The sequence below is a fragment of the Kitasatospora sp. NPDC001095 genome, assembly GCF_053598615.1.
The window spans coordinates 28,798-46,715 of sequence record NZ_JBSFKQ010000044.1 but is presented as its reverse complement, the minus strand read 5'-3'; the positions used below and the strand labels follow the sequence as shown (position 1 = coordinate 46,715).

General features: G+C 74.0%; 21 protein-coding genes. 4 read left to right on the top strand and 17 right to left on the bottom strand.

Going from position 1 to position 17,918, the window contains the following annotated elements:
- Window positions 1-120: 120 nt before the first annotated feature.
- The 4 genes from hpt to dacB all read right to left on the bottom strand — a co-directional run bounded on the left by hpt (window position 121) and on the right by dacB (window position 5,181).
- Window positions 121-675: a hypoxanthine phosphoribosyltransferase gene (gene hpt / locus ACWDBB_RS28050; protein WP_030059589.1), complete on the bottom strand. Its 555-nt coding sequence runs from the start codon at window positions 673-675 to the stop codon at window positions 121-123.
- A gap of 71 nt (window positions 676-746) precedes the next feature.
- The gene (gene tilS, locus ACWDBB_RS28045) at window positions 747-1,874 is read right to left on the bottom strand and encodes a tRNA lysidine(34) synthetase TilS (protein ID WP_449792231.1); all 1,128 of its coding nucleotides are present in this window, start codon (window positions 1,872-1,874) and stop codon (window positions 747-749) included.
- A 285-nt stretch (window positions 1,875-2,159) separates the two neighbouring features.
- Entirely contained in the window at window positions 2,160-3,332 is a 1,173-nt protein-coding gene (locus ACWDBB_RS28040; RefSeq protein WP_449792230.1) for a zinc-dependent metalloprotease, read from the bottom strand.
- Window positions 3,333-3,558: 226 nt separating this feature from the next.
- Entirely contained in the window at window positions 3,559-5,181 is a 1,623-nt protein-coding gene (gene dacB, locus ACWDBB_RS28035; protein WP_449792229.1) for a D-alanyl-D-alanine carboxypeptidase/D-alanyl-D-alanine endopeptidase, read from the bottom strand.
- Window positions 5,182-5,257: 76 nt separating this feature from the next.
- Between dacB and ACWDBB_RS28030 the strand changes: the two genes are divergently transcribed.
- On the top strand, window positions 5,258-5,749 hold the full coding sequence (locus ACWDBB_RS28030) for an inorganic diphosphatase (RefSeq protein ID WP_030059594.1): 492 nt from the start codon (window positions 5,258-5,260) through the stop codon (window positions 5,747-5,749).
- Window positions 5,750-5,878: 129 nt separating this feature from the next.
- Here ACWDBB_RS28030 and ACWDBB_RS28025 read toward each other — a convergent pair whose 3' ends face one another.
- From ACWDBB_RS28025 to ACWDBB_RS28015, 3 genes are all read right to left on the bottom strand, one after another.
- Complete coding sequence (locus ACWDBB_RS28025; protein ID WP_030288965.1) at window positions 5,879-6,088, bottom strand: dodecin; 210 nt, start codon at window positions 6,086-6,088, stop codon at window positions 5,879-5,881.
- 125 nt (window positions 6,089-6,213) lie between these two features.
- Window positions 6,214-7,173, bottom strand: a complete 960-nt coding sequence (locus tag ACWDBB_RS28020; RefSeq protein WP_449792228.1) for an asparaginase — start codon at window positions 7,171-7,173, stop codon at window positions 6,214-6,216.
- Window positions 7,174-7,247: 74 nt separating this feature from the next.
- The gene (locus tag ACWDBB_RS28015) at window positions 7,248-7,868 is read right to left on the bottom strand and encodes an RsiG family protein (RefSeq protein ID WP_449792251.1); all 621 of its coding nucleotides are present in this window, start codon (window positions 7,866-7,868) and stop codon (window positions 7,248-7,250) included.
- A gap of 553 nt (window positions 7,869-8,421) precedes the next feature.
- Here ACWDBB_RS28015 and dtd point away from each other — a divergent pair.
- Window positions 8,422-8,862 (top strand): D-aminoacyl-tRNA deacylase, encoded by a 441-nt coding sequence (dtd, locus tag ACWDBB_RS28010; RefSeq protein ID WP_359818859.1) that lies wholly within the window; start codon window positions 8,422-8,424, stop codon window positions 8,860-8,862.
- A 36-nt stretch (window positions 8,863-8,898) separates the two neighbouring features.
- Here the strand turns inward: dtd and ygfZ are convergent, their stop codons facing one another.
- The 3 genes from ygfZ to ACWDBB_RS27995 all read right to left on the bottom strand — a co-directional run bounded on the left by ygfZ (window position 8,899) and on the right by ACWDBB_RS27995 (window position 11,033).
- Complete coding sequence (gene ygfZ, locus ACWDBB_RS28005; protein WP_449792250.1) at window positions 8,899-9,861, bottom strand: CAF17-like 4Fe-4S cluster assembly/insertion protein YgfZ; 963 nt, start codon at window positions 9,859-9,861, stop codon at window positions 8,899-8,901.
- Between the two features lie 19 nt (window positions 9,862-9,880).
- Window positions 9,881-10,345 carry a Fur family transcriptional regulator gene (locus ACWDBB_RS28000; RefSeq protein ID WP_402406172.1) on the bottom strand — a complete coding sequence of 155 codons (465 nt, stop codon included), beginning with the start codon at window positions 10,343-10,345 and terminating at the stop codon, window positions 9,881-9,883.
- 103 nt (window positions 10,346-10,448) lie between these two features.
- Window positions 10,449-11,033, bottom strand: a complete 585-nt coding sequence (locus ACWDBB_RS27995) for an FABP family protein (RefSeq protein WP_402406171.1) — start codon at window positions 11,031-11,033, stop codon at window positions 10,449-10,451.
- Between the two features lie 370 nt (window positions 11,034-11,403).
- Here ACWDBB_RS27995 and ACWDBB_RS27990 point away from each other — a divergent pair, with 370 nt between their 5' ends.
- Window positions 11,404-11,766 (top strand): DsrE family protein, encoded by a 363-nt coding sequence (locus tag ACWDBB_RS27990; RefSeq protein ID WP_030059603.1) that lies wholly within the window; start codon window positions 11,404-11,406, stop codon window positions 11,764-11,766.
- Between the two features lie 13 nt (window positions 11,767-11,779).
- Here the strand turns inward: ACWDBB_RS27990 and ACWDBB_RS27985 are convergent, their stop codons facing one another.
- The 7 genes from ACWDBB_RS27985 to ACWDBB_RS27955 form a co-directional block, all read right to left on the bottom strand.
- On the bottom strand, window positions 11,780-12,052 hold the full coding sequence (locus ACWDBB_RS27985; protein ID WP_449792227.1) for a DUF3099 domain-containing protein: 273 nt from the start codon (window positions 12,050-12,052) through the stop codon (window positions 11,780-11,782).
- Window positions 12,053-12,125: 73 nt separating this feature from the next.
- Entirely contained in the window at window positions 12,126-12,416 is a 291-nt protein-coding gene (locus tag ACWDBB_RS27980) for a DUF1416 domain-containing protein (RefSeq protein WP_030288989.1), read from the bottom strand.
- 40 nt (window positions 12,417-12,456) lie between these two features.
- Window positions 12,457-13,293 (bottom strand): sulfurtransferase, encoded by an 837-nt coding sequence (locus ACWDBB_RS27975; RefSeq protein WP_449792226.1) that lies wholly within the window; start codon window positions 13,291-13,293, stop codon window positions 12,457-12,459.
- Between the two features lie 233 nt (window positions 13,294-13,526).
- A complete protein-coding gene (locus ACWDBB_RS27970) occupies window positions 13,527-13,607 on the bottom strand; it encodes an Ms5788A family Cys-rich leader peptide (RefSeq protein ID WP_350517234.1) in 81 nt (26 codons plus the stop codon).
- Between the two features lie 224 nt (window positions 13,608-13,831).
- Window positions 13,832-14,566 (bottom strand): LmeA family phospholipid-binding protein, encoded by a 735-nt coding sequence (locus tag ACWDBB_RS27965; RefSeq protein ID WP_449792225.1) that lies wholly within the window; start codon window positions 14,564-14,566, stop codon window positions 13,832-13,834.
- Between the two features lie 162 nt (window positions 14,567-14,728).
- A complete protein-coding gene (locus tag ACWDBB_RS27960; RefSeq protein ID WP_449792249.1) occupies window positions 14,729-16,087 on the bottom strand; it encodes a hypothetical protein in 1,359 nt (452 codons plus the stop codon).
- A gap of 14 nt (window positions 16,088-16,101) precedes the next feature.
- Window positions 16,102-16,395, bottom strand: coding sequence for a MoaD/ThiS family protein (locus ACWDBB_RS27955; RefSeq protein ID WP_392882623.1), 294 nt, complete (start codon window positions 16,393-16,395; stop codon window positions 16,102-16,104).
- Window positions 16,396-17,121: 726 nt separating this feature from the next.
- Between ACWDBB_RS27955 and ACWDBB_RS27950 the strand changes: the two genes are divergently transcribed.
- Window positions 17,122-17,850: a response regulator transcription factor gene (locus ACWDBB_RS27950; RefSeq protein ID WP_402406160.1), complete on the top strand. Its 729-nt coding sequence runs from the start codon at window positions 17,122-17,124 to the stop codon at window positions 17,848-17,850.
- Window positions 17,851-17,918 lie beyond the last annotated feature (68 nt).

Here is a 17,918-nt window from a genome sequence, read left to right as displayed (position 1 = left end):
ACCGTACCGCAGTCGAACCCACCCATGGCGGGAGCACGGCGACACGGCTTTGGTTCTTTGTCCCCCCGGGACAACGGGCGGGAACGGCCTACTGTTCCCGCCCGTAGCCCGAACGGGGCCTCAGCCGCCGTAGACGTGCGGGGCGAGGGTCCCGATGAACGGGAGGTTGCGCAGCTTCTCCGCGTAGTCCAGGCCGTAGCCGACCACGAACTCGTTGGGGATGTCGAAGCCGACGTACTTCACGTCGATCTCGACCTTGGCCGCGTCCGGCTTGCGGAGCAGGGTGCAGACCTCCAGAGAGGCCGGGCCGCGCGAGCCCAGGTTGCCCAGCAGCCAGGACAGCGTCAGGCCGGAGTCGATGATGTCCTCGACGATCAGGACGTCACGGCCGGCGATGTCGGTGTCCAGGTCCTTCAGGATCCGCACCACACCGGAGGACTTGGTGCCCATTCCGTACGAGGAGACGGCCATCCAGTCCATGGTGACCTGCGAGTGCAGGGCCCGGGCGAGGTCGGCCATGACCATCACGGCCCCCTTGAGGACGCCGACGATCAGCAGGTCCTTGCCTGCGTAGTCCCGGTCGATGCGCTCGGCCAGCTCCAGGAGCTTGGCGTCGATCTCGTCCTTGCTGATGAGCACCTTCGCGAGGTCAGCGCCCATGTCGTTCTGGTCCACCGGGGATACGTCCTCAAACGTTCGGGGTCTTTGTGGCCGGCGGCCGGCTCCCCCGGGGCATGCCTCGCCCGTCAGTCGCCCTGCCGCCGAAAGACCAGCGTGCCACACCTGCGGGTGGCCTCGACGCCCCCGGGTAGGTGCAGCGGGCCCTGTCCGCGCCATCCGGTGACCAGCAGGTCGATCGTCTCCAGGTGCCGGGCGAAGAGGTCCCCGGCCGGACAGCCCGCCCGCAGCGCGGCCCGGCGCAGCACCCGGCGGCGCACCGCGGGCGGCAGTTCGGCCAGTTTCACGGCGTCCAGGGCCCCGTCGCCCGTACGGAGGTCGCGTTCTGCCAGGGAGGCCCACTGGTCGAGGGCGTCGGCGTCGTCGCGGAACAGCCGGGCGGTACGGGCCAGCGCCTCGACCACTCCACCGCCCAGGTGCTTCTCCAGGACGGGCAGCACCTCGTGGCGGACGCGGGAGCGGGTGTAGGCGGGATCACAGTTGTGCGGGTCGTCCCAGACCGGGATCGACTGGGCGGCGCAGGCCTGCCGGGTGGCCGCCCGGTCCAGCTCCAGCAGCGGGCGGCGGTAGCGGCCCTTGTGGGCGGGCATCCCGGCCAGCGAGCGCGCGCCGGAACCGCGGGCCAGGCCCAGCAGCACGGTCTCGGCCTGGTCGTCCCTGGTGTGGCCGAGCAGCACCGCGATCGCACCGTGGCGGTCGGCGGCCTCGTCCAGGGCGGCGTAGCGGGCGTCCCGGGCCGCGGCCTCCGGGCCGCCGGTGCGGCCGACCCGCACCGGGACCGCCTCCACCGGGTCGAGGCCGAGCGTGCGCAGCCGGTCGGCCACCTGGGCGGCGCGCTCGGCGGAGCCGGCCTGGAGGCCGTGGTCGACGGTGACGGCACCGACCCGCAGACCGATCTTGGGGGCCTCGAAGGCGGCGGCGATGGCCAGCGCCATCGAGTCCGCGCCGCCGCTGACGGCGACCAGGACCAGCGGCGAGCCGGGCGCGGCCGGGGTCCGGGGCAGCCCGGAGGGGTGGCGCGCGGCGTTGCCGATCAGGGTGGTGCCGACCGAGGCGCCCACCAGCGGCGCCCCGGCCGGGCGGTCGCGGGGCTCGCGCGCGGGCGCGGTGAAGGTGGAACCGGCCTCGGCGGCGAGGTCGGTGAGCGTACGGCGAACGGCCAGGCGTATCGCGGCGACGGCGGGGTGAGGGCCCACGGCGGAAGACTCCTCGACGGAGGGGGACAGGACTCGCGGCGGACGCGGCGGGAACCGCGCACCGGCATGAACGCCCGGTTACGGGGCGCTCACAGATGGTGGCAGATAGTGGCCACCCACTACGCCACCCGCGCGCCCGCTGGCACCACCGTCCCACGTTCGGGTGAATGAAGAAACGGTTCTTCATCCGTCGTACGGCCGATTGGACCACTCGTACGAGCGGGTTTGACCGGCGCGCACCGCTTGCCGTCCGGCTCCCGGCGCGCCCGCGTCACGACCGCGCGCTCAGCGGGCCACCCTGGCGACCCAGGCGGCCGGATCGTGGATCTCCTCCTTGGTCGGCAGGGTGTTCGGGGAGGTCCACACCCGGTTGAACCCCTCCATGCCGACCTGCTCCACCACCCCGCGCACGAACACCGCGCCGTCCTGGTACTGGCGCAGCTTGGCGTCCATGCCGAGCAGCCGCCGCAGCACCAGGTCGAGTCGGTTGGCACCGCGGTCCCGGCGCTGCTGGAACTTCTCCCGGATCTCGGCGACCGTCGGCACCACGGCCGGGCCGACGCCGTCCATCACCACGTCCGCGTGGCCCTCCAGCAGCGACATCACGGCCGTCAGCCGGCCGAGGATCTCGCGCTGCGCGGGCGACTGGACGACCTCCAGCAGGTTCCTGGACGAGGCACCCTCCCGGTCTCCGCCGCCCGGCAGGCCACCGAGCGAACCCGCCGCGTCCCGCAGCCGCTCCAGCAGGGCACCCGGGTCGATGTCCGTCTCGGCGAGGAAGGACTGCACCTCGGACTGGATGTGGTCGCGCAGCCACGGCACCGCGGTGAACTGCGTCCGGTGCGTCTCCTCGTGCAGGCAGACCCAGAGCCGGAAGTCGGACGGGTCGACGTCCAGCTCCCGCTCGACGTGCACGATGTTCGGCGCCACCAGCAGCAGCCGGCCCGGCCCGGGGCCGTCCGGCCCCAGCCGCGGCTTGTCGAACAGCGCGGCCGGGCTGTCCGGCGCCTCCAGCGGGGCCTCGGCCGGGGCGAAGGTCTCGTACTGGCCCAGCACCTTGGTGGACAGGAACGCCAGCAGCGCCCCGACCTCGATCCCGGTGGCCTTCTCGCCCACCGCCCCGAACATCCCGGCCGCCGCGCTGTTCGCCCGGCGCGCCCGGAGCTTCTCCACCAGCGGCTGGACGACCGTCCGGAAGCCCGCCACGTTCGCCCGGATCCACCCGGGGCGGTCCACCACCAGCACCGGCGTCGCCACGGCCTGGGACAGGCTGGACGAGCGCATGCCGGTGAACTCCCGCACGTGCTCCTCCGCCGCCAGGGCGTGCCGGCGCAACTCGGCGACCACCGCCGCCGCTTCCTCCCGGCTCACTTCCGGACCCGGCCGCACCAACCTGGTCGCGGTTGCGACCGCGAGGTTCCAGTCGACCATGTCAGCACCGCCACTCGCGCTCGTCATGCCCTCACCGTACGTGCTCCCCACCGCCAACGGCAGCCACCCGCCGCCAACACCTCTCCACCGAGGGCCCCGGCGCACCGTCCCGGCCACGGCCGGGCACCGGCGGGACCTCCCCGCGCCCGGCGGAGCACCCGACGGAGCGCGCCCGACGAGGTGCCCCGACGGAGCACCCGGCGAACGGGGGCTGACGGCCGCCCGCCCGTGGCACCGCCGCCGGACGCCCGGGTCAGTGGCAACCGCAGGCGGTGAGGCGGGCGGCCACCCGGTCCATGGCGGCGCGGGCGGTGTCGGCGGGGGCGGTGGTGCGGGTCATGACGGCGAAGGCGAGCAGCCGGCCGTCGGCGTCGACGGCGGTGCCCGCGAGGGTGTTGACGCCGCTGAGGGTGCCGGTCTTGGCGCGGATCAGGCCGGCCGCGTCGGCGGCGCCGGACCCGGAGCCGTAGCGCTTGTTGAGGGTGCCGGTGAAGCCGGCGACCGGGAGGCCGGTGAGCACCGGGCGCAGGGTGGGGTGCTGTTCGGAGGCGGCCAGCACGAGCAGTCGGACCAGGACTGCGGGCGGGATCGCGTTGCCCGGGTGCAGGCCGCTGCCGTCGTTGAGGACCGCGTTGCCCATCGGCACGCCGAGCCGGGTGAGCTCCTGGGTGACGGCGGCCGCGGCGCCCTCGAAGCTCGCCGGCTGGTGGGCGGCGATGGCGACCTGACGGGCGATCGCCTCGGCGAGCTGGTTGTCGGAGGTGGTCAGCAGGCGTTCGACCAGCCGGGAGACCGTCGGCGACCGGACGTCGGCGAGGGGTATCGCGTCGGAGGGAGCCGGGGCGGCGGCGGGCGCGACCTTGCCCGTCACGGCGACGCCCCGGGCCCTGAGCAGCGCGGCGAAGGCCTCGGCGGCCGCCGCGGCCGGGTCGGCGACCCGGTCCGGCGCGTCCTCCCGGCTCTTCGGGTCCGCCCTGCCCTCGTCCACCATCAGCGGGACCACCAGGGCGATGTTCTGCGCGTCGTGGTTGCGGTGCTGCGGGCTGCCCGCGTACAGCGACAGGTCGTAGTCCAGCCGGACCGACGTGACGCCGATGTTCTTGAGGCCGTCGGCGGTCTGCTGGGCGAGGAGGTCCAGCGAGGCGGGGGCGGTGTCGGCGTCGGCCGGCTGCCCGCCGATCTGCACCTGGTCGGCGGGCAGCGCGGTGAGCGTCGGGTCTCCGCCGCCGACCAGGGTGATCGCGGACGGGTCCGCGCCCCGGACCACCCGGGTGTGCAGCCGGGTGTCGCCCGGGATGAGGGACAGGGCCGCGACCGCGGTGGCCAGCTTGGTGGTGGAGGCGGGGGTGGCCGGGGTGTTCTCCCCTGAGCCGTACAGGAGTTGGCCGGTGCCGGCGTCCGCGACGGCGACGGTGACCTCGCCGAGGCTCCGGTCGGCGAGGGCGGCGGCGAGCGCCTGCTGGAGGCCCTGGGCGGTGGGGACGGCGGCGCCGGCACCACCCTCGACGGCGGCCAGGACGGCGCCCGGCGCGGGGGCCTGGCCTGTGCCGGGCGCATCGCTGCCGGCGGCGGCGGGCGAGGTGGCGCCCGGTTGCGCGGCCCGGCGGGCGGGCGTGGTGCTCGGACCCGCGCTCGGGCTGTCGCCCGGCCGGGACTTGCCGCCCTTCCCGTGGTCGTCCTTCTTCCCGTCGCGGCCGCCCTGCCCGTCGTGGTCCCCGTCCTCGCCCTGCCCGGCGCTGTGCCCGCCCGGCGACGGGGACGGCTGCGCGTACGCGCCGCCCGAGGTCAGGACCGTACCGACGACCAGCAGCGCCGCCCCGAACAGCCCCGCGGCCGTCCCCCCGCGGCGGCGCGCCGCCCCTCCCCCTGCTCGCACCGACCGGCCCCTTTCCCGAGCACTCACTCCCGTAGGAGACACTTGGATTCTGTCAGTCCCTACCTTGGAGGAACCGTTGGAGTTCGACGTCCTTATCGAAATCCCGAAGGGCTCTCGTAACAAGTACGAGGTCGACCACGAGACCGGCCGTCTGCGGCTCGACCGGATGCTCTTCACCTCGACCCGCTACCCGGCCGACTACGGCTACGTCGAGGGCACGCTCGGCGAGGACGGCGACCCGCTGGACGCCCTGGTCATCCTGGACGAGCCGACCTTCCCGGGCTGCCTGATCAAGTGCCGTGCCATCGGCATGTTCCACATGACCGACGAGGCCGGCGGCGACGACAAGCTGCTCTGCGTCCCGGCGACCGACCCGCGCTGGGAGCACCTGCGCGACATCCACCACGTGTCGGAGTTCGACCGCCTGGAGATCCAGCACTTCTTCGAGGTCTACAAGGACCTGGAGCCGGGCAAGTCCGTCGAGGGCGCCAACTGGGTCGGCCGCGCCGAGGCCGAGGCCGAGGTCACCGCTTCGATCAAGCGTCTGGCGGAGCAGGGCGGCCACTGAGCCGTCGTTCCGATCTCATTCGATCGAGGGCGGTTCGAGGTAGGTCGGGACAGCCAGGGGCCGGGGCCCGCGGATTCCTCCGCGGGCCCCGGCCCCTGTCGTGTCCGAACCCGGTCGGCGCCGGGGAGGTCAGTCCTCCAGCCGGAAGCCGACCTTGATGCACACCTGGTAGTGCTTGATCCGGCCGTCCTCCAGGTGGCCCCGGACCTGCGAGACCTCGAACCAGTCGAGGTTGCGCAGCGTCCGGGAGGCCCGCTCCACCCCGTTGCGGATCGCGGCGTCGACGCTCTCGGTCGAGGACCCGACGATCTCGGTCACCCGGTACACATGGTCGGTCATGGCGGACTCCTCAGCTGTGCGACGGCCCCCGGTCCACCGTGCACCGGCCCGGGTCCGCCCGCACCCCGACGGCCCCCGGGACGAGGGGCCCCGGAAGGCCGCCCGCACCCTGCCGGGCAGGGACCCTAGAAGGCCGCCCGCACCTCGCCGACCGGCACGCCGCCGCCGAGCAGCGGAGCCGCGCCTATCCGCTCGACGGTCCCGTCCGCCCCGGCCACCCCGAGCCGGCGCAGCGCGGCCGCCAGCACCGGGCCACGGGCCCGCTCGGCGCCGTCCTCGATCTTGAAGGCCAGCGCCCGCCCGTCCGGCAGCGCGACCACCTGGACGGCCTCGGCGCCCATCTTGGACAGCGCGCCCGGCACCGCCCGCATCAGCCAGGTGTCGGCCCGGCGGGTGCCGGCCACGTACTCGGGGTGGGCGCGCATCGCGTCGGCGACGCGGCGCAGCCCGGTGCCCTCGGCGGCCAGCACGAGGCCGCGGTAGCCGCGCGCCAGGCCGGTCAGCGACACGGCCAGCAGCGGCGCGCCGCAGCCGTCCACCCCGGCGTGCACGGCGGTCTCGCCGGTGGCCTCCTCCAGGGCCTCGCGAGCCAGGAGCTGGATCGGGTGGACCGGGTCGAGGTAGCTCGCGGTGTCCCAGCCGTTGGCGGTGCAGGCGGCCAGCCAGCCGGCGTGCTTGCCGGAGCAGTCCATCAGGATCGGGGCGCGCCCGCGGCCCGCGGCGAGCAGCAGCTCCGCCTCGGTCTCGTCCAGCGGGAGGTCGGCCGGGGTGCGCAGCGCCGACTCGTCGAGCCCGGCGGAGCCGAGGATGCTCCGCACACCATCGAGGTGAAACGATTCTGCAGAGTGGCTGGAGGCCGCCAGCGCCAGCAGCTCGCCGCCGATCGCGAGCCCGGCCCGCAGCGTGGCCACCGCCTGGAACGGCTTGGCGGTCGATCGCGGGAAGACCGGGGCGTCCGGGTCGCCGAGCGCGAACTCGACCGAGCCGTCGGCCGCGAGCAGCACCAGGGAGCCACGGTGGCGGCCCTCGACGAAACCGGAGCGCACGACCTCGGCGAGAACGGGCGCGGTGACGGGCAGGGACATGACGGATGAGCCTTCCGGGGACGAGGGTGGGCCGGGAGCGAGCCGGGTCCCACCGCCCGCGGTGACTCACCCGGTCAGAGCGGCCCACCTGCGAGTAGGTCGTCGACCCGTGCCTCCCCATCACGGTACCTGCGGGTGATCTCGGCATTGCAACCGTCGGCCGTGCGCAGCAGCCGCTGGCGCCGTCCGGACACCTCGCGCTCGTGCGCCCGCAGCCGCTCCAGGGCGGCCAGCAGCTCCTCGGCCGGGTGCGCGGCCAGGTCGGCGAGCTGGACGTCGCCCATCAGCGCGTCCGCCTCCAGCCGGGACTCCTCGGTGCGCGGCGGGCCGAGGGTGACGTGCCGGGCCGAGCGCCGCACGGTGGAGGGCGCGTCGGTCAGGATGGCCGGCAGCCGGTCCAGCAGGTCGCCGGGGACGAGGTCGGGGCCGGACGGGCCGGCCGTACGGACCGGGCCCACCCCGGGCCGCCGGTCGAGTTCCGCGCGCAGGATGTCCATCCGCCCGTGCAGCAGCCGCCGCAGGTAGGACAGGTCGGCCTCCTGCTCCAGGGTCTCCCGGCGCAGCACCCGCAGCTGCTCCAGGCCCAGCCGCTCCAGGTCGGGCTCGTCCTCCGCGCCCGCCGCCGGACCGTACGGGCCCCCCGGGTCCCGCACCACCGGCCCGAACCGGTCCCGCGCCGCGCCGCTCGCGTCCATCACCCAACCACCTGACGTCGTCCGATCCCGCCCGCTCGCGGCACCCCGTCCCTGCCGCCGGTCCGGCCCGGCCCCCCGACGGGCCGGGCGTCCCGTCCACCGGCACCCCCGGGAACCCGGGAGGGTCCGGTCCCCGACCGCGACCGCCCACCGGGCGGCACCGCCAGACGCCTGACCTACCGGCTCGACCGCCCGGCCGAACCCGGCCCGGCGCGGCGGACCTCCTGGCGCCCCGGACCCTTCGTACGGTCCACCAGCGTGCCACCCCTCCCGGCGCGCGCGCACCGCCCGTGCACCCGAACGGCCCCCTGGCGAACGGGGGTGGCTGATATGACCGGTCCTTTTCGCAGGAAGAGCGGCGCCCGATTCAGCGCAGGCGCGCACTCCAGGGCGTGCACGACCTTTACGCGCGCCCCTGGTGTGCGCCCTGAGGAGGCCGCCGGGGCGGACGGGAAGGGTGCGGCGGGCGCCCGGGGCACGACCGACACGCGGCGGCGGACGGCTCTCCGGGGGCCCTCCCGGGGGCCCTGCGGCGCTCCGGCACAATGGCGGCATGCGAGCAGTGGTGCAGCGAGTGACCGAGGCCCGGGTGACCGTGGCCGGTGAGACCGTCGGCGCGATCGAGGGACCCGGGCTCTGCGTCCTGGTCGGCGTCACCCACGACGACACCCCCGCCAAGGCCGCCCAACTGGCCCGCAAGCTCTGGACGCTGCGGCTGCTGCCCGCGAACGACGAGGGCGTCGAGCAGAGTTGCTCCGACCTCGGCGCCCCGCTGCTGGTGATCAGCCAGTTCACGCTCTACGGCGACGCCCGCAAGGGCCGCCGCCCCACCTGGAACGCCGCCGCCCCCGGCCCGGTCGCCGAGCCGCTGGTGGACGAGGTGGTGGCGCAGCTGCGCGCGCTGGGCGCCAAGGTGGAGACGGGCCGGTTCGGCGCCGACATGCGGGTGGCGCTGGTGAACGACGGCCCGTTCACCGTCCTCGTCGAGGTCTGACCGCGTCGGGCCGGGCGGCCCCGGCCGCGCGGCGGTCTACTGGGGGACGATCACGTCCTGGGTGCCCGGAACCGTCCCGGCCAGCAGCACGGCGTCCACCGGGACGTTCCGCTTGACGATCGCCAGCGCGATCGGCCCCAGCTCGTGGTGCCGGGCCGAGGAGGTCACGAAGCCCAGCGCCCGCCCGTCCGGGTCGGTGGCCAGCCGCACCTCGGTGCCGTGCGGGGGAAGCGTCTCCTCGGTGCCGTCCAGGTGCAGGAAGACCAGCCGGCGCGGCGGGCGGCCCAGGTTGTGCACCCGGGCGACGGTCTCCTGGCCGCGGTAGCAGCCCTTCTGGAGGTGGACGGCGGTGCGCAGCCAGTCCACCTCGTGCGGAATGGTCCGGTGGTCGGTCTCGAAGCCCAGCCGGGGCCGGTGGCCCTCGATCCGCAGCGCCTCGTACGCCCAGACCCCGGCCGCCGGGCCGTACCCGGCGGTGAGCCGCTCCAGCTCGTCGCGCGGCACGAACAGGTCACGCCCGTACGGGAGTTCGCGGACGGCGGCGGCACCCTCGACGGCGGCGGTGGAGCCGGCCGGCAGGTGGACCACGGCGTACTCGGCGGTCGCGTCGGCGACCTCCACCCGGTAGAAGAACCTCATGCTGTCCAGGTAGGCCACCAGCGCCTCCTGGGTGCCCGGCTCGACGTGCGCCCAGGTGGTGGTGCCGTCGTCCACCAGGTAGAGCGCGTGCTCGACGTGCCCGTTCGGGGAGAGCACCAGCGCCTCGGCGGCCTGCTGCGGCGGCAGCTCGCTGACGTGCTGGGTGAGCAGCAGGTGCAGCCAGGAGAGCCGGTCCTGGCCGGTCACGGTGACCACGCCGCGGTGCGAGAGGTCCACGAAGCCCGCGCCCTGCGCCAGGTTGCGTTGCTCGCGGAAGATGTCGCCGTAGTGGGCGGCGACGCCTTCGTCTGCCCCCTCGGCGGGGACGGCTCCGGACAGGGAAAGCAGCGGGCTCTTCACACCGGTCATACCGGCCAGCTTACGACCGCCCCTCGGCGAGCTTGGCGGTGCAGTCCGCGCAGCGGCCGAAGATCGCGAAGTGCTTGAGGTCGGTGTCGAAGCCGTACCGCTCGCGCAGGCTGTCGACCAGCGGCTGGGCGATCTCGGTGCCGGTCTCGGTGACCTGCTCGCAGTCCCGGCAGACCAGGTGCAGGTGGTGGTGGCGGCCGGCCAGGTGGTAGGTCGGGGCGCCGTGGCCGAGGTGGGCGTGCGAGACCAGGCCCAGTTCCTCCAGCAGCTCCAGGGTCCGGTAGACGGTGGAGATGTTGACGCCGCTGGCCGTCCGGCGGACGTGGCAGAGGATGTCGTCGGGGGTGGCGTGGTCGAGTTCGTCGACGGCCTCCAGCACGAGCTGGCGCTGCGGGGTGAGTCGGTACCCGCGTTCGCGCAGGTCGGCCTTCCAGTCGCCGGATAGCTGCCAGTCGGTGGTGCCGGTGTCCGCCACGGTACTGTCCCTGCCAATGGTCGGGGGTCCTGGATGCAAGTGTAGGGACCGGCCGCCGGCCGGTCCCTACCTCGTGCACCGGAGTGCCGGTCGTGCGACCGGCCTACTTGAAGAACGCGATGCCGTCGTCCGGCAGGTCGTTGATGTCCTTGATCAGCTGGGCGGGGCTGAGCACCTTCTTCAGCTGCGCGGACATGTACGGGCGCAGCGGCACGTTCGGGGCGGCCTTCTCGCCGACCCAGAGCAGCTCGCCGTTGACGAAGCCGTACAGCCGCTTGCCGCCCGAGTACTCCGGGGAGCCCTCGATCCGGGCGACGGCGTCGGTGGAGACGTCGACCTGGGGCTTGCCGTCGGCCAGCTCGCCGTACCAGATCTCGACCGTGCCGTCGTCGCGGACGGAGGAGATCTCGATCCCCCGGGCGCCGCTGGTGCCGTCGTGGTTGCTGGTGATGCGCCAGAACGCGTGCTCGTTCTCCAGCGGACGGACCTTCTCGCCCTCCTCGTTCAGCACCCAGGTGCGGGAGCGGAACTCCAGGAAGGGGCGGCCGTCGTGGCGGATCACGATCTCCTGGCCGAAGTTGCACTTCTCCGCGCCGGGGAAGTCGAAGACTCCCGCGCCCTCCCAGGTGCCGAGGAGGAAGGCGAGCGGGACGACGTCCCTGTGGAGGTCAGAGGGGATCTCGATCATGTTCCTGGTCGCTGTTCTCGTCGGTGTGGGACTGCCTCAACCGTACGGCAGGCTCAGCGCTGGCCCTGGTACAGCTTCATCACCGAGAAGATGGCGAACCAGGTGATCAGCACGGCCATGAGGGCCAGCAGACCGTCGAAGAAGATTTCCAGACCGGACACGGGGGGCTCCCAGGCGGCGACAGTGTGGTGGATTTTGCTCCGCTCACTCTATCCGCCGGGTTCCGGGCGGTCGCGGTGAGCCCCACCACGTCGCGGCTCGCGCCGCCTCCGCGCCGTGTTCCCGCCGCCTCCCCGGCGCTGCCCAAGCTTTGCCCAAGGGTTCCGGGGATGCCGGACGGCGGGGGTGGCAGGGGCTCTATGGTGGCGCCATGTCGAAGAAACTGGTCATCAAGGTCACCGCAGGGGCGGACGCGCCGGAGCGGTGCTCGCAGGCGTTCACGGTGGCGGCGGTGGCCGTCGCCAGCGGGATCGAGGTCTCGCTCTGGCTGACCGGGGAGTCCTCCTGGTTCGCGCTGCCGGGCCGGGCGGCGGAGTTCGAGCTGCCGCACGCGGCGCCGCTGCCGGACCTGCTGGAGTCGATCCTGGCGGCCGGCTCGGTGACGCTGTGCACCCAGTGCGCGGCCCGGCGCGGGATCGAGCAGAAGGACACCGTCGAGGGCGTCCGCATCGCGGGCGCCCAGGTCTTCGTCAGCGAGATCATGGCGGACGGCGTCCAGGCGCTCGTGTACTGACGCCCGCCGGGCCCTACGGGCGTCGCTCGTGGTCGGGGCGGTCCCGGTCGTGACCGGGTTCGTCCCACTTCGGGTCGTCCCAGCGCGGGTCGTCCCACCAGTCGTCGTCCGGGTCCCGCTTGTTGGCGAACACCGCGGCGACGGGCGGGATGACCATCGCGACCACGCACATGCCGATCGCCGCGCCGACCGAGAAGAACCGCACCACGCCCCAGGCCATGACGAACAGGCCCAGGCACACGCCCATCATGGCGAAGTAGTAGCGACGCCGCCGCTTTGCCCGCACTCCTCCACGGTACGGCCGAGGGCCCCTGCGCGGCAGGGGCCCTCGGGGTGCTCCGGAGTCGTTCCGACCGGGGTCAGACCGCGATCGCGACCTCGACGGCGGTGCCCTGGGACGCCACCACCTGGCGGTCCACGGTCTGGCCCGGCACCAGCGCGCGCAGGGTCCACTTGCCCGGGCGGGCGAAGAACCGGAACTGGCCGGTCGCCGAGGTGGGCACCTCGGCCGTGAACTCGTTGTTCTCGTCCAGCAGCCGGACGTAGCCGTTGACCGGCTCACCGTCGCGGGTCACCGAACCCTGGATGATCGTCTCGTTCGCCACGTCAACTCCTGCCAGGTCCGGGCCGCCGGCCTTCGCACCGCACATGTCTGTGATTTCCCTTCTGACTTACGGGTCGAGCCGGGGCTCAGTTGCTGCCGAGCTCGATCGGCACGCCGACCAGGCTGCCGTACTCGGTCCACGAGCCGTCGTAGTTCCTGACGTTCTCCTGGCCGAGCAGCTCGTGCAGCACGAACCAGGTGAGCGCGGAGCGCTCGCCGATGCGGCAGTAGGCGATGGTGTCCTTCGCCAGGTCGATGCCCTCGGCCTCGTACAGCGCCTTGAGCTCGTCGTCGCTCTTGAAGGTGCCGTCGTCGTTGGCGTTCTTGGCCCAGGGGATGTTGCGGGCGCTCGGCACGTGGCCGGGGCGCTGCGACTGCTCCTGCGGGAGGTGCGCCGGGGCGAGCAGCTTGCCGGAGAACTCGTCGGGCGAGCGGACGTCGACCAGGTTCAGGTTGCCGATGGCGGCGATCACGTCGTCGCGGAAGGCGCGGATCGAGGAGTCGGCGGCCTGCGCCGTGTACGAGGTGGCGGGGCGGGCCGGCACCTCGGCGACCAGGTCGCGGGAGTCCAGCTCCCACTTCTTGCGGCCGCCGTCCAGCAGGCGGACGTCGCCGTGGCCGTACAGCTTGAAGTACCAGTAGGCGTACGAGGCGAACCAGTTGTTGTTGCCGCCGTACAGGACGACGGTGTCGTCGTTGGCGATGCCCTTGGCGCTGAGCAGCGCCTCGAAGCCGGCCTGGTCGATGAAGTCACGGCGGACCGGGTCCTGGAGGTCCTGCTTCCAGTCGATCCGGACGGCGTTGCGGATGTGGTTCTTGTCGTACGCGGAGGTGTCCTCGTCGACCTCGACGATGACGACCTTCGGGTCGTCCAGGTGGGCCTGGACCCAGTCGGCGTCGACCAGGACGTCGCTGCGGCTCATGGTGGTGATCTCCATCCGAGGGCGGTTGTGCGGAAGGTGCTGCTCAGGAGGGGTGCTGCAGGGGCCCGGGCAGGCACGGTCCGAAAATCCGTCCGAATGCTGGGACGAGAGGGTGGACCGGTGCGGCCGGGCGGTGAACTGCGGAATACCTCGGGGACCACCCGCTCACAGAGCCGGGCACGGTCACCGGGAAGATCGGCGGCGGGCGTCAACTGCCCTGCCGGAGCGCCGAGTCAGCGCATTCGACACAGACAGGCGGCCACGCGGCACAGGTCTACCGCCCGCCGCTTCGTGAGGTCCGTCTGTCGCTTCATGCCGACGATGCTAGGGACACCGGAGGCCCGCTGTCATCAACGTATCGAATAATGGGATCGAAGTGACCGGATGATGGGATTCACTCTCGGCACGGCCCGCCCGGGCCCCGCCGGAGGCCCTCCGGCGGCGTGCGCGGGGCGGAAACGACACCGCTCCGCGGTCCGCGCTGGACAGCGCGTCTCGCGGAGCGGAACGATTCGGCAGCGCCCGGCACGGGCCGGGATCAGCCCAGGAGCTTGACGTCCTTGCCGTCGAAGGTCAGCTGGAGGCCCTCCGGCAGCGGCGTCACGCCGCCGCTCCCGCCGTCCTGGTCGGCCAGCTTCAGGCCGGCCGGCAGCGAGTCCAGGGTGAAGCTCATCGGCTCGACCTGCTGGCCGGTGGCACCGGCCACCATCCCCGCGAGCGAGCTCAGCCGGAAGCCGTCCACCGTCACGGTGTTGCCCTTGTTGTGCACGGTGCCCTCGCCGATCGCGATCGGCCCCAGCGCGGCCTTGACCTTGCCCGGGCCCGCGTAGGACAGGCTCAGCCGGGAGCTGCCGCCCACCGGCAGCTTGGTCCCGTGCAGCAGCTCGGAGGCGGGCGGCAGCAGCTGCGCGAGGTCCTGGTAGGAGATCACCCCGCTGCCGGTGCCGCTGTCCACCGTGGCACTGCTCATGCTGTCGCTCACCTTGACCCCGGAGAGCCGCGCCTTGAAGGAGTGCAGCGCCACCCGGTGGCTGCCGTCGCCGACGGTCAGGCCGTCCGAGGAGATCCGGACGTCGTCCAGCTTCTTCGACACCACCTGGGTGAGGAACGGGAAGCCCTCGATCGAGACGTCCGGGCGCTGGCTCATCCGGCCGCTCTTCACGATCCGGTCGGCGGCCTCGTCCTCGGCCACGCCGACCGCGATCCGGTCGGCACCCAGCAGCAGGCCGGAGAGCACCACCAGGCCGATCGTGGCCTTCAGCCATCCGCGCATCGTGTCCCCCGTCGTCGCCGGTCGCTGTGGTCGTTCGTCGGTCGTCGTCAGTCGTCGTTCCACGGCGGTCGCAGGACACGTCCGCCCTAGCACGACCGTACGACGTCCGGCCCCGGAACATGGTTCCGGGGCCGGAATCCGACCCGGGGCGGAGCGGAAGGGTCAGGCCAGCAGCTCGGTGGCGATCCAGATCAGCGGCGCCGCCACCGCCAACGGCAGCGCCACGCCCGCCGTCATGTGCACGAAACGGGACGGGAAGTCGTACGCCGCGACCCGGCGACCGACCAGCGCGCCCAGCCCGGCCAGCGCGCCGAGCGCCACCGGCGCCCCGACCAGCAGGCCCAGCGCCACCGCCGCGGCCAGGCCCAGCACCGGGCCCAGCTGCTTCGGCCCGGGCAGCGGCGCCGCGGCCAGCAGGGTGGCCAGCGCCACCGCACCCACCGCGGCGGGCACCCAGTCGGCCAGCAGCAGCGTGGTGCACAGCGCCGTCACCACGGTGGCCGAGCCGAGCACGGTCAACGCGTAGAAGCGCTCCTTCGGGTCCGACGGGCGGAACGTCTGCAGCACCAGGACGAGCAGGAAGAACCCGCCCAGGGTGCCGACCACGGCCGCCACGCCACCGTCGGAGTCCGCCAGCAGCACCGCCGCGTCCGCCGTGAAGCCGGCCAGCGCGGCGAGCAGGATGCCCTGCCGGGCCGGCCACATCCCGTTCAGCCGGAACCAGCCGGCCGCCGTCAGCAGCTGGAGCAGCGCCACCACCAGGGCCAGCGCGACCTGGCCGAGCGCGGCGCCGCCGGCCAGCAGGGCGGCCGCGCCGGCGGTGATCAGCGCCGGCTGCAGGCCCGGGTCGATGATCGGCGAGCCGGTCCGGCCGCGCGGGCCGGCGGGCGGGACCGCCTGCGCCGGCCCGGCCTGCGGCGGGGCGGCCGCGTACGCCGGCGCTCCCTGGCCCTGCGGGCCGGGGAGGCCGGGGAGGAGCGGACGCTTGAGCGTCATGGTCGGCGGGTCGAAGGCCTCCGCCGGCTGCGGCACGGGGGCCGGCTGCGGCGCCGGGGCCGCGTGCCTGGCCCGCGGCCTCGGCGGCTGCTGGAGCTGGATCGTCGGGTCCGGCTGGGGCTGCACCGGCTGCTCCGGCTGCCGCCGCTGCGGGTGCTGCGGGTCCTGCGGGGCCTGCTGCGGGGGCTGCGGGGCCTGCTGCTGGCGCCGCGGCGGCGCGACCGGCATCGAACCGGACACCACCACCGGCGGCAGCAGCGCCGTCGCCTCGGCGTCGTCGAACGCCGGCACCGGCGGCAGCAGGGTGGTCGCGGCCGCGTCGTCGAACGCCGGCACCGCCGGCAGCACCGCGGTCGCCGCGTCGTCCACCGGGTAGCCGTACGGCGGCTGCGGGCCGGGCTGCTGCGGCGGGAAGTACGGCTGCTGCCCCTGGGGCGGGTACGGCCGCTGCTGCGGGTGGGGCTGCTGCTGCGGGTGGGGCTGCTGCGGCCAGTCGCCGGAGCCGCCGCGGTTCGGGTTGTTCATGTCCGTCACGCCGCTCAGCCTCCCGCGAACGGCGGGAGGACCTCCACCGTCCCACCCTCGGTCAGGGCGACGGCCGCGTGGTCGCGACCGCCCACCTGGGCCCCGTCGACCAGGTACGAGCAGTGCCCGAGCAGCCGGACGAGCTTCGGCCGGTCGGCGTGCCGCTCCTTGGCCGCCGCCAGCGCCTGCGCCAGGGTCGCCGCCTCGTACGGCTCCTCGGCCAGCCCGGCCTCGGACTTCGCCGCCGCCCAGTAGCGGATCGTCCCGCGCACCCGGGCGCCGCTCGCGGGCTCGGTGGTCGCGCCCATCGGGCCACCCCTTCTCGTCGTCCTCGCCCGGCCCCGGTGCCCCGGTCCGGCTCGCCACCGCGACGGCCGCCCCATCACCCGAACGATGGACCCGAACAGCGCCTCCGATGTGCGTCCCATGATGGCGTGTCCGCCACCACGAGCGGCAATCGCCCTGGCCGAACGGCCGGGCGGCACCCGGCGGCCGCCCACCGGACCGTCACCGGGGGCGCGGGACCGGCGTTCGACGCTGTGTCCAGCCTCACCCGGCGCACGCCCGATTTGGGCGAACCGCCGGATTCGGGCACTCCCGGCCGAGGGGGCGGTCGGCTATCCTCGACCACCAAGAGGGATCCGGGCAGAGTCGCCCCCGGGTCCTTTTGTGCTTCCAGGACGCCAGTACGGACGTTCTTGCGATTCGTCGGCCCACCCCCGGCGCACCGCACGGACGCCCCGCCTGACGCGGCACAACGACGTGCCCCGGCCGGCCGGGGCATCGCCACCCGGCACCGGGCCGCCACCCGGCACCGGACAGACCGGAGGGTTCGCGGTGAGGAACAGGGCAGAAACGGTGCGCCAGGGGTTGCGGGAGCCCCGGCCGACCCGCCGTCGCGCCCCGTACGCCGTCCGCACCCCCGGTTCGCCGCGGCCGACCGTCGTCCCCTCCTCCCCTCCAGCACGTGCGCCATCCGGCTGTGGCGGCAGCCGTAACGCGACCGCGACGACCCGGAAAGGGGACCACCGGGCATGAGTTCTCTCCTCCTCCTCACCAATGCGCTGCAACCCTCCGCAGAGGTGCTGCCCGCCCTCGGACTGCTGCTCCACAACGTCCGGGTGGCGCCCGCCGAGGGCGCGGCCCTGGTCGACACCCCCAGCGCGGACGTCATCCTGGTCGACGGCCGACGCGACCTGCCGCAGATCCGCAGCCTCTGCCAGCTGCTGCGCTCCACCGGCATCGGCTGCCCGCTGATCCTGGTGGTCACCGAGGGCGGCCTGGCCGCCGTCACCGCCGAGTGGGGCATCGACGACGTCCTGCTGGACACCGCCGGCCCGGCCGAGGTCGAGGCCCGGCTGCGGCTCGCCCTCGGCCGCCTCCAGGTCGTCACCGACGACAGCCCGATGGAGATCCGCAACGGCGACCTCTCGGTCGACGAGGCCACCTACTCCGCCAAGCTCAAGGGCCGGGCGCTCGACCTCACCTTCAAGGAGTTCGAGCTGCTCAAGTACCTCGCCCAGCACCCCGGCCGGGTGTTCACCCGGGCGCAGCTGCTCCAGGAGGTCTGGGGCTACGACTACTTCGGCGGCACCCGGACGGTGGACGTGCACGTCCGGCGGCTGCGCGCCAAGCTCGGCGTCGAGCACGAGCAGCTGATCGGCACCGTGCGCAACGTCGGCTACCGCTTCGTCGTCCCGGAGAAGCCCGAGAAGGGCGAACGGCCGGAGCTCGCCCAGCGGCCCGCCCCCCTGGACGCCTGAGGCACGGGTCCGTCCGGCACCCGTCCGGGGCCGGACGGACCGCCGACCGCCCGGCTTGTCCGGTTCCT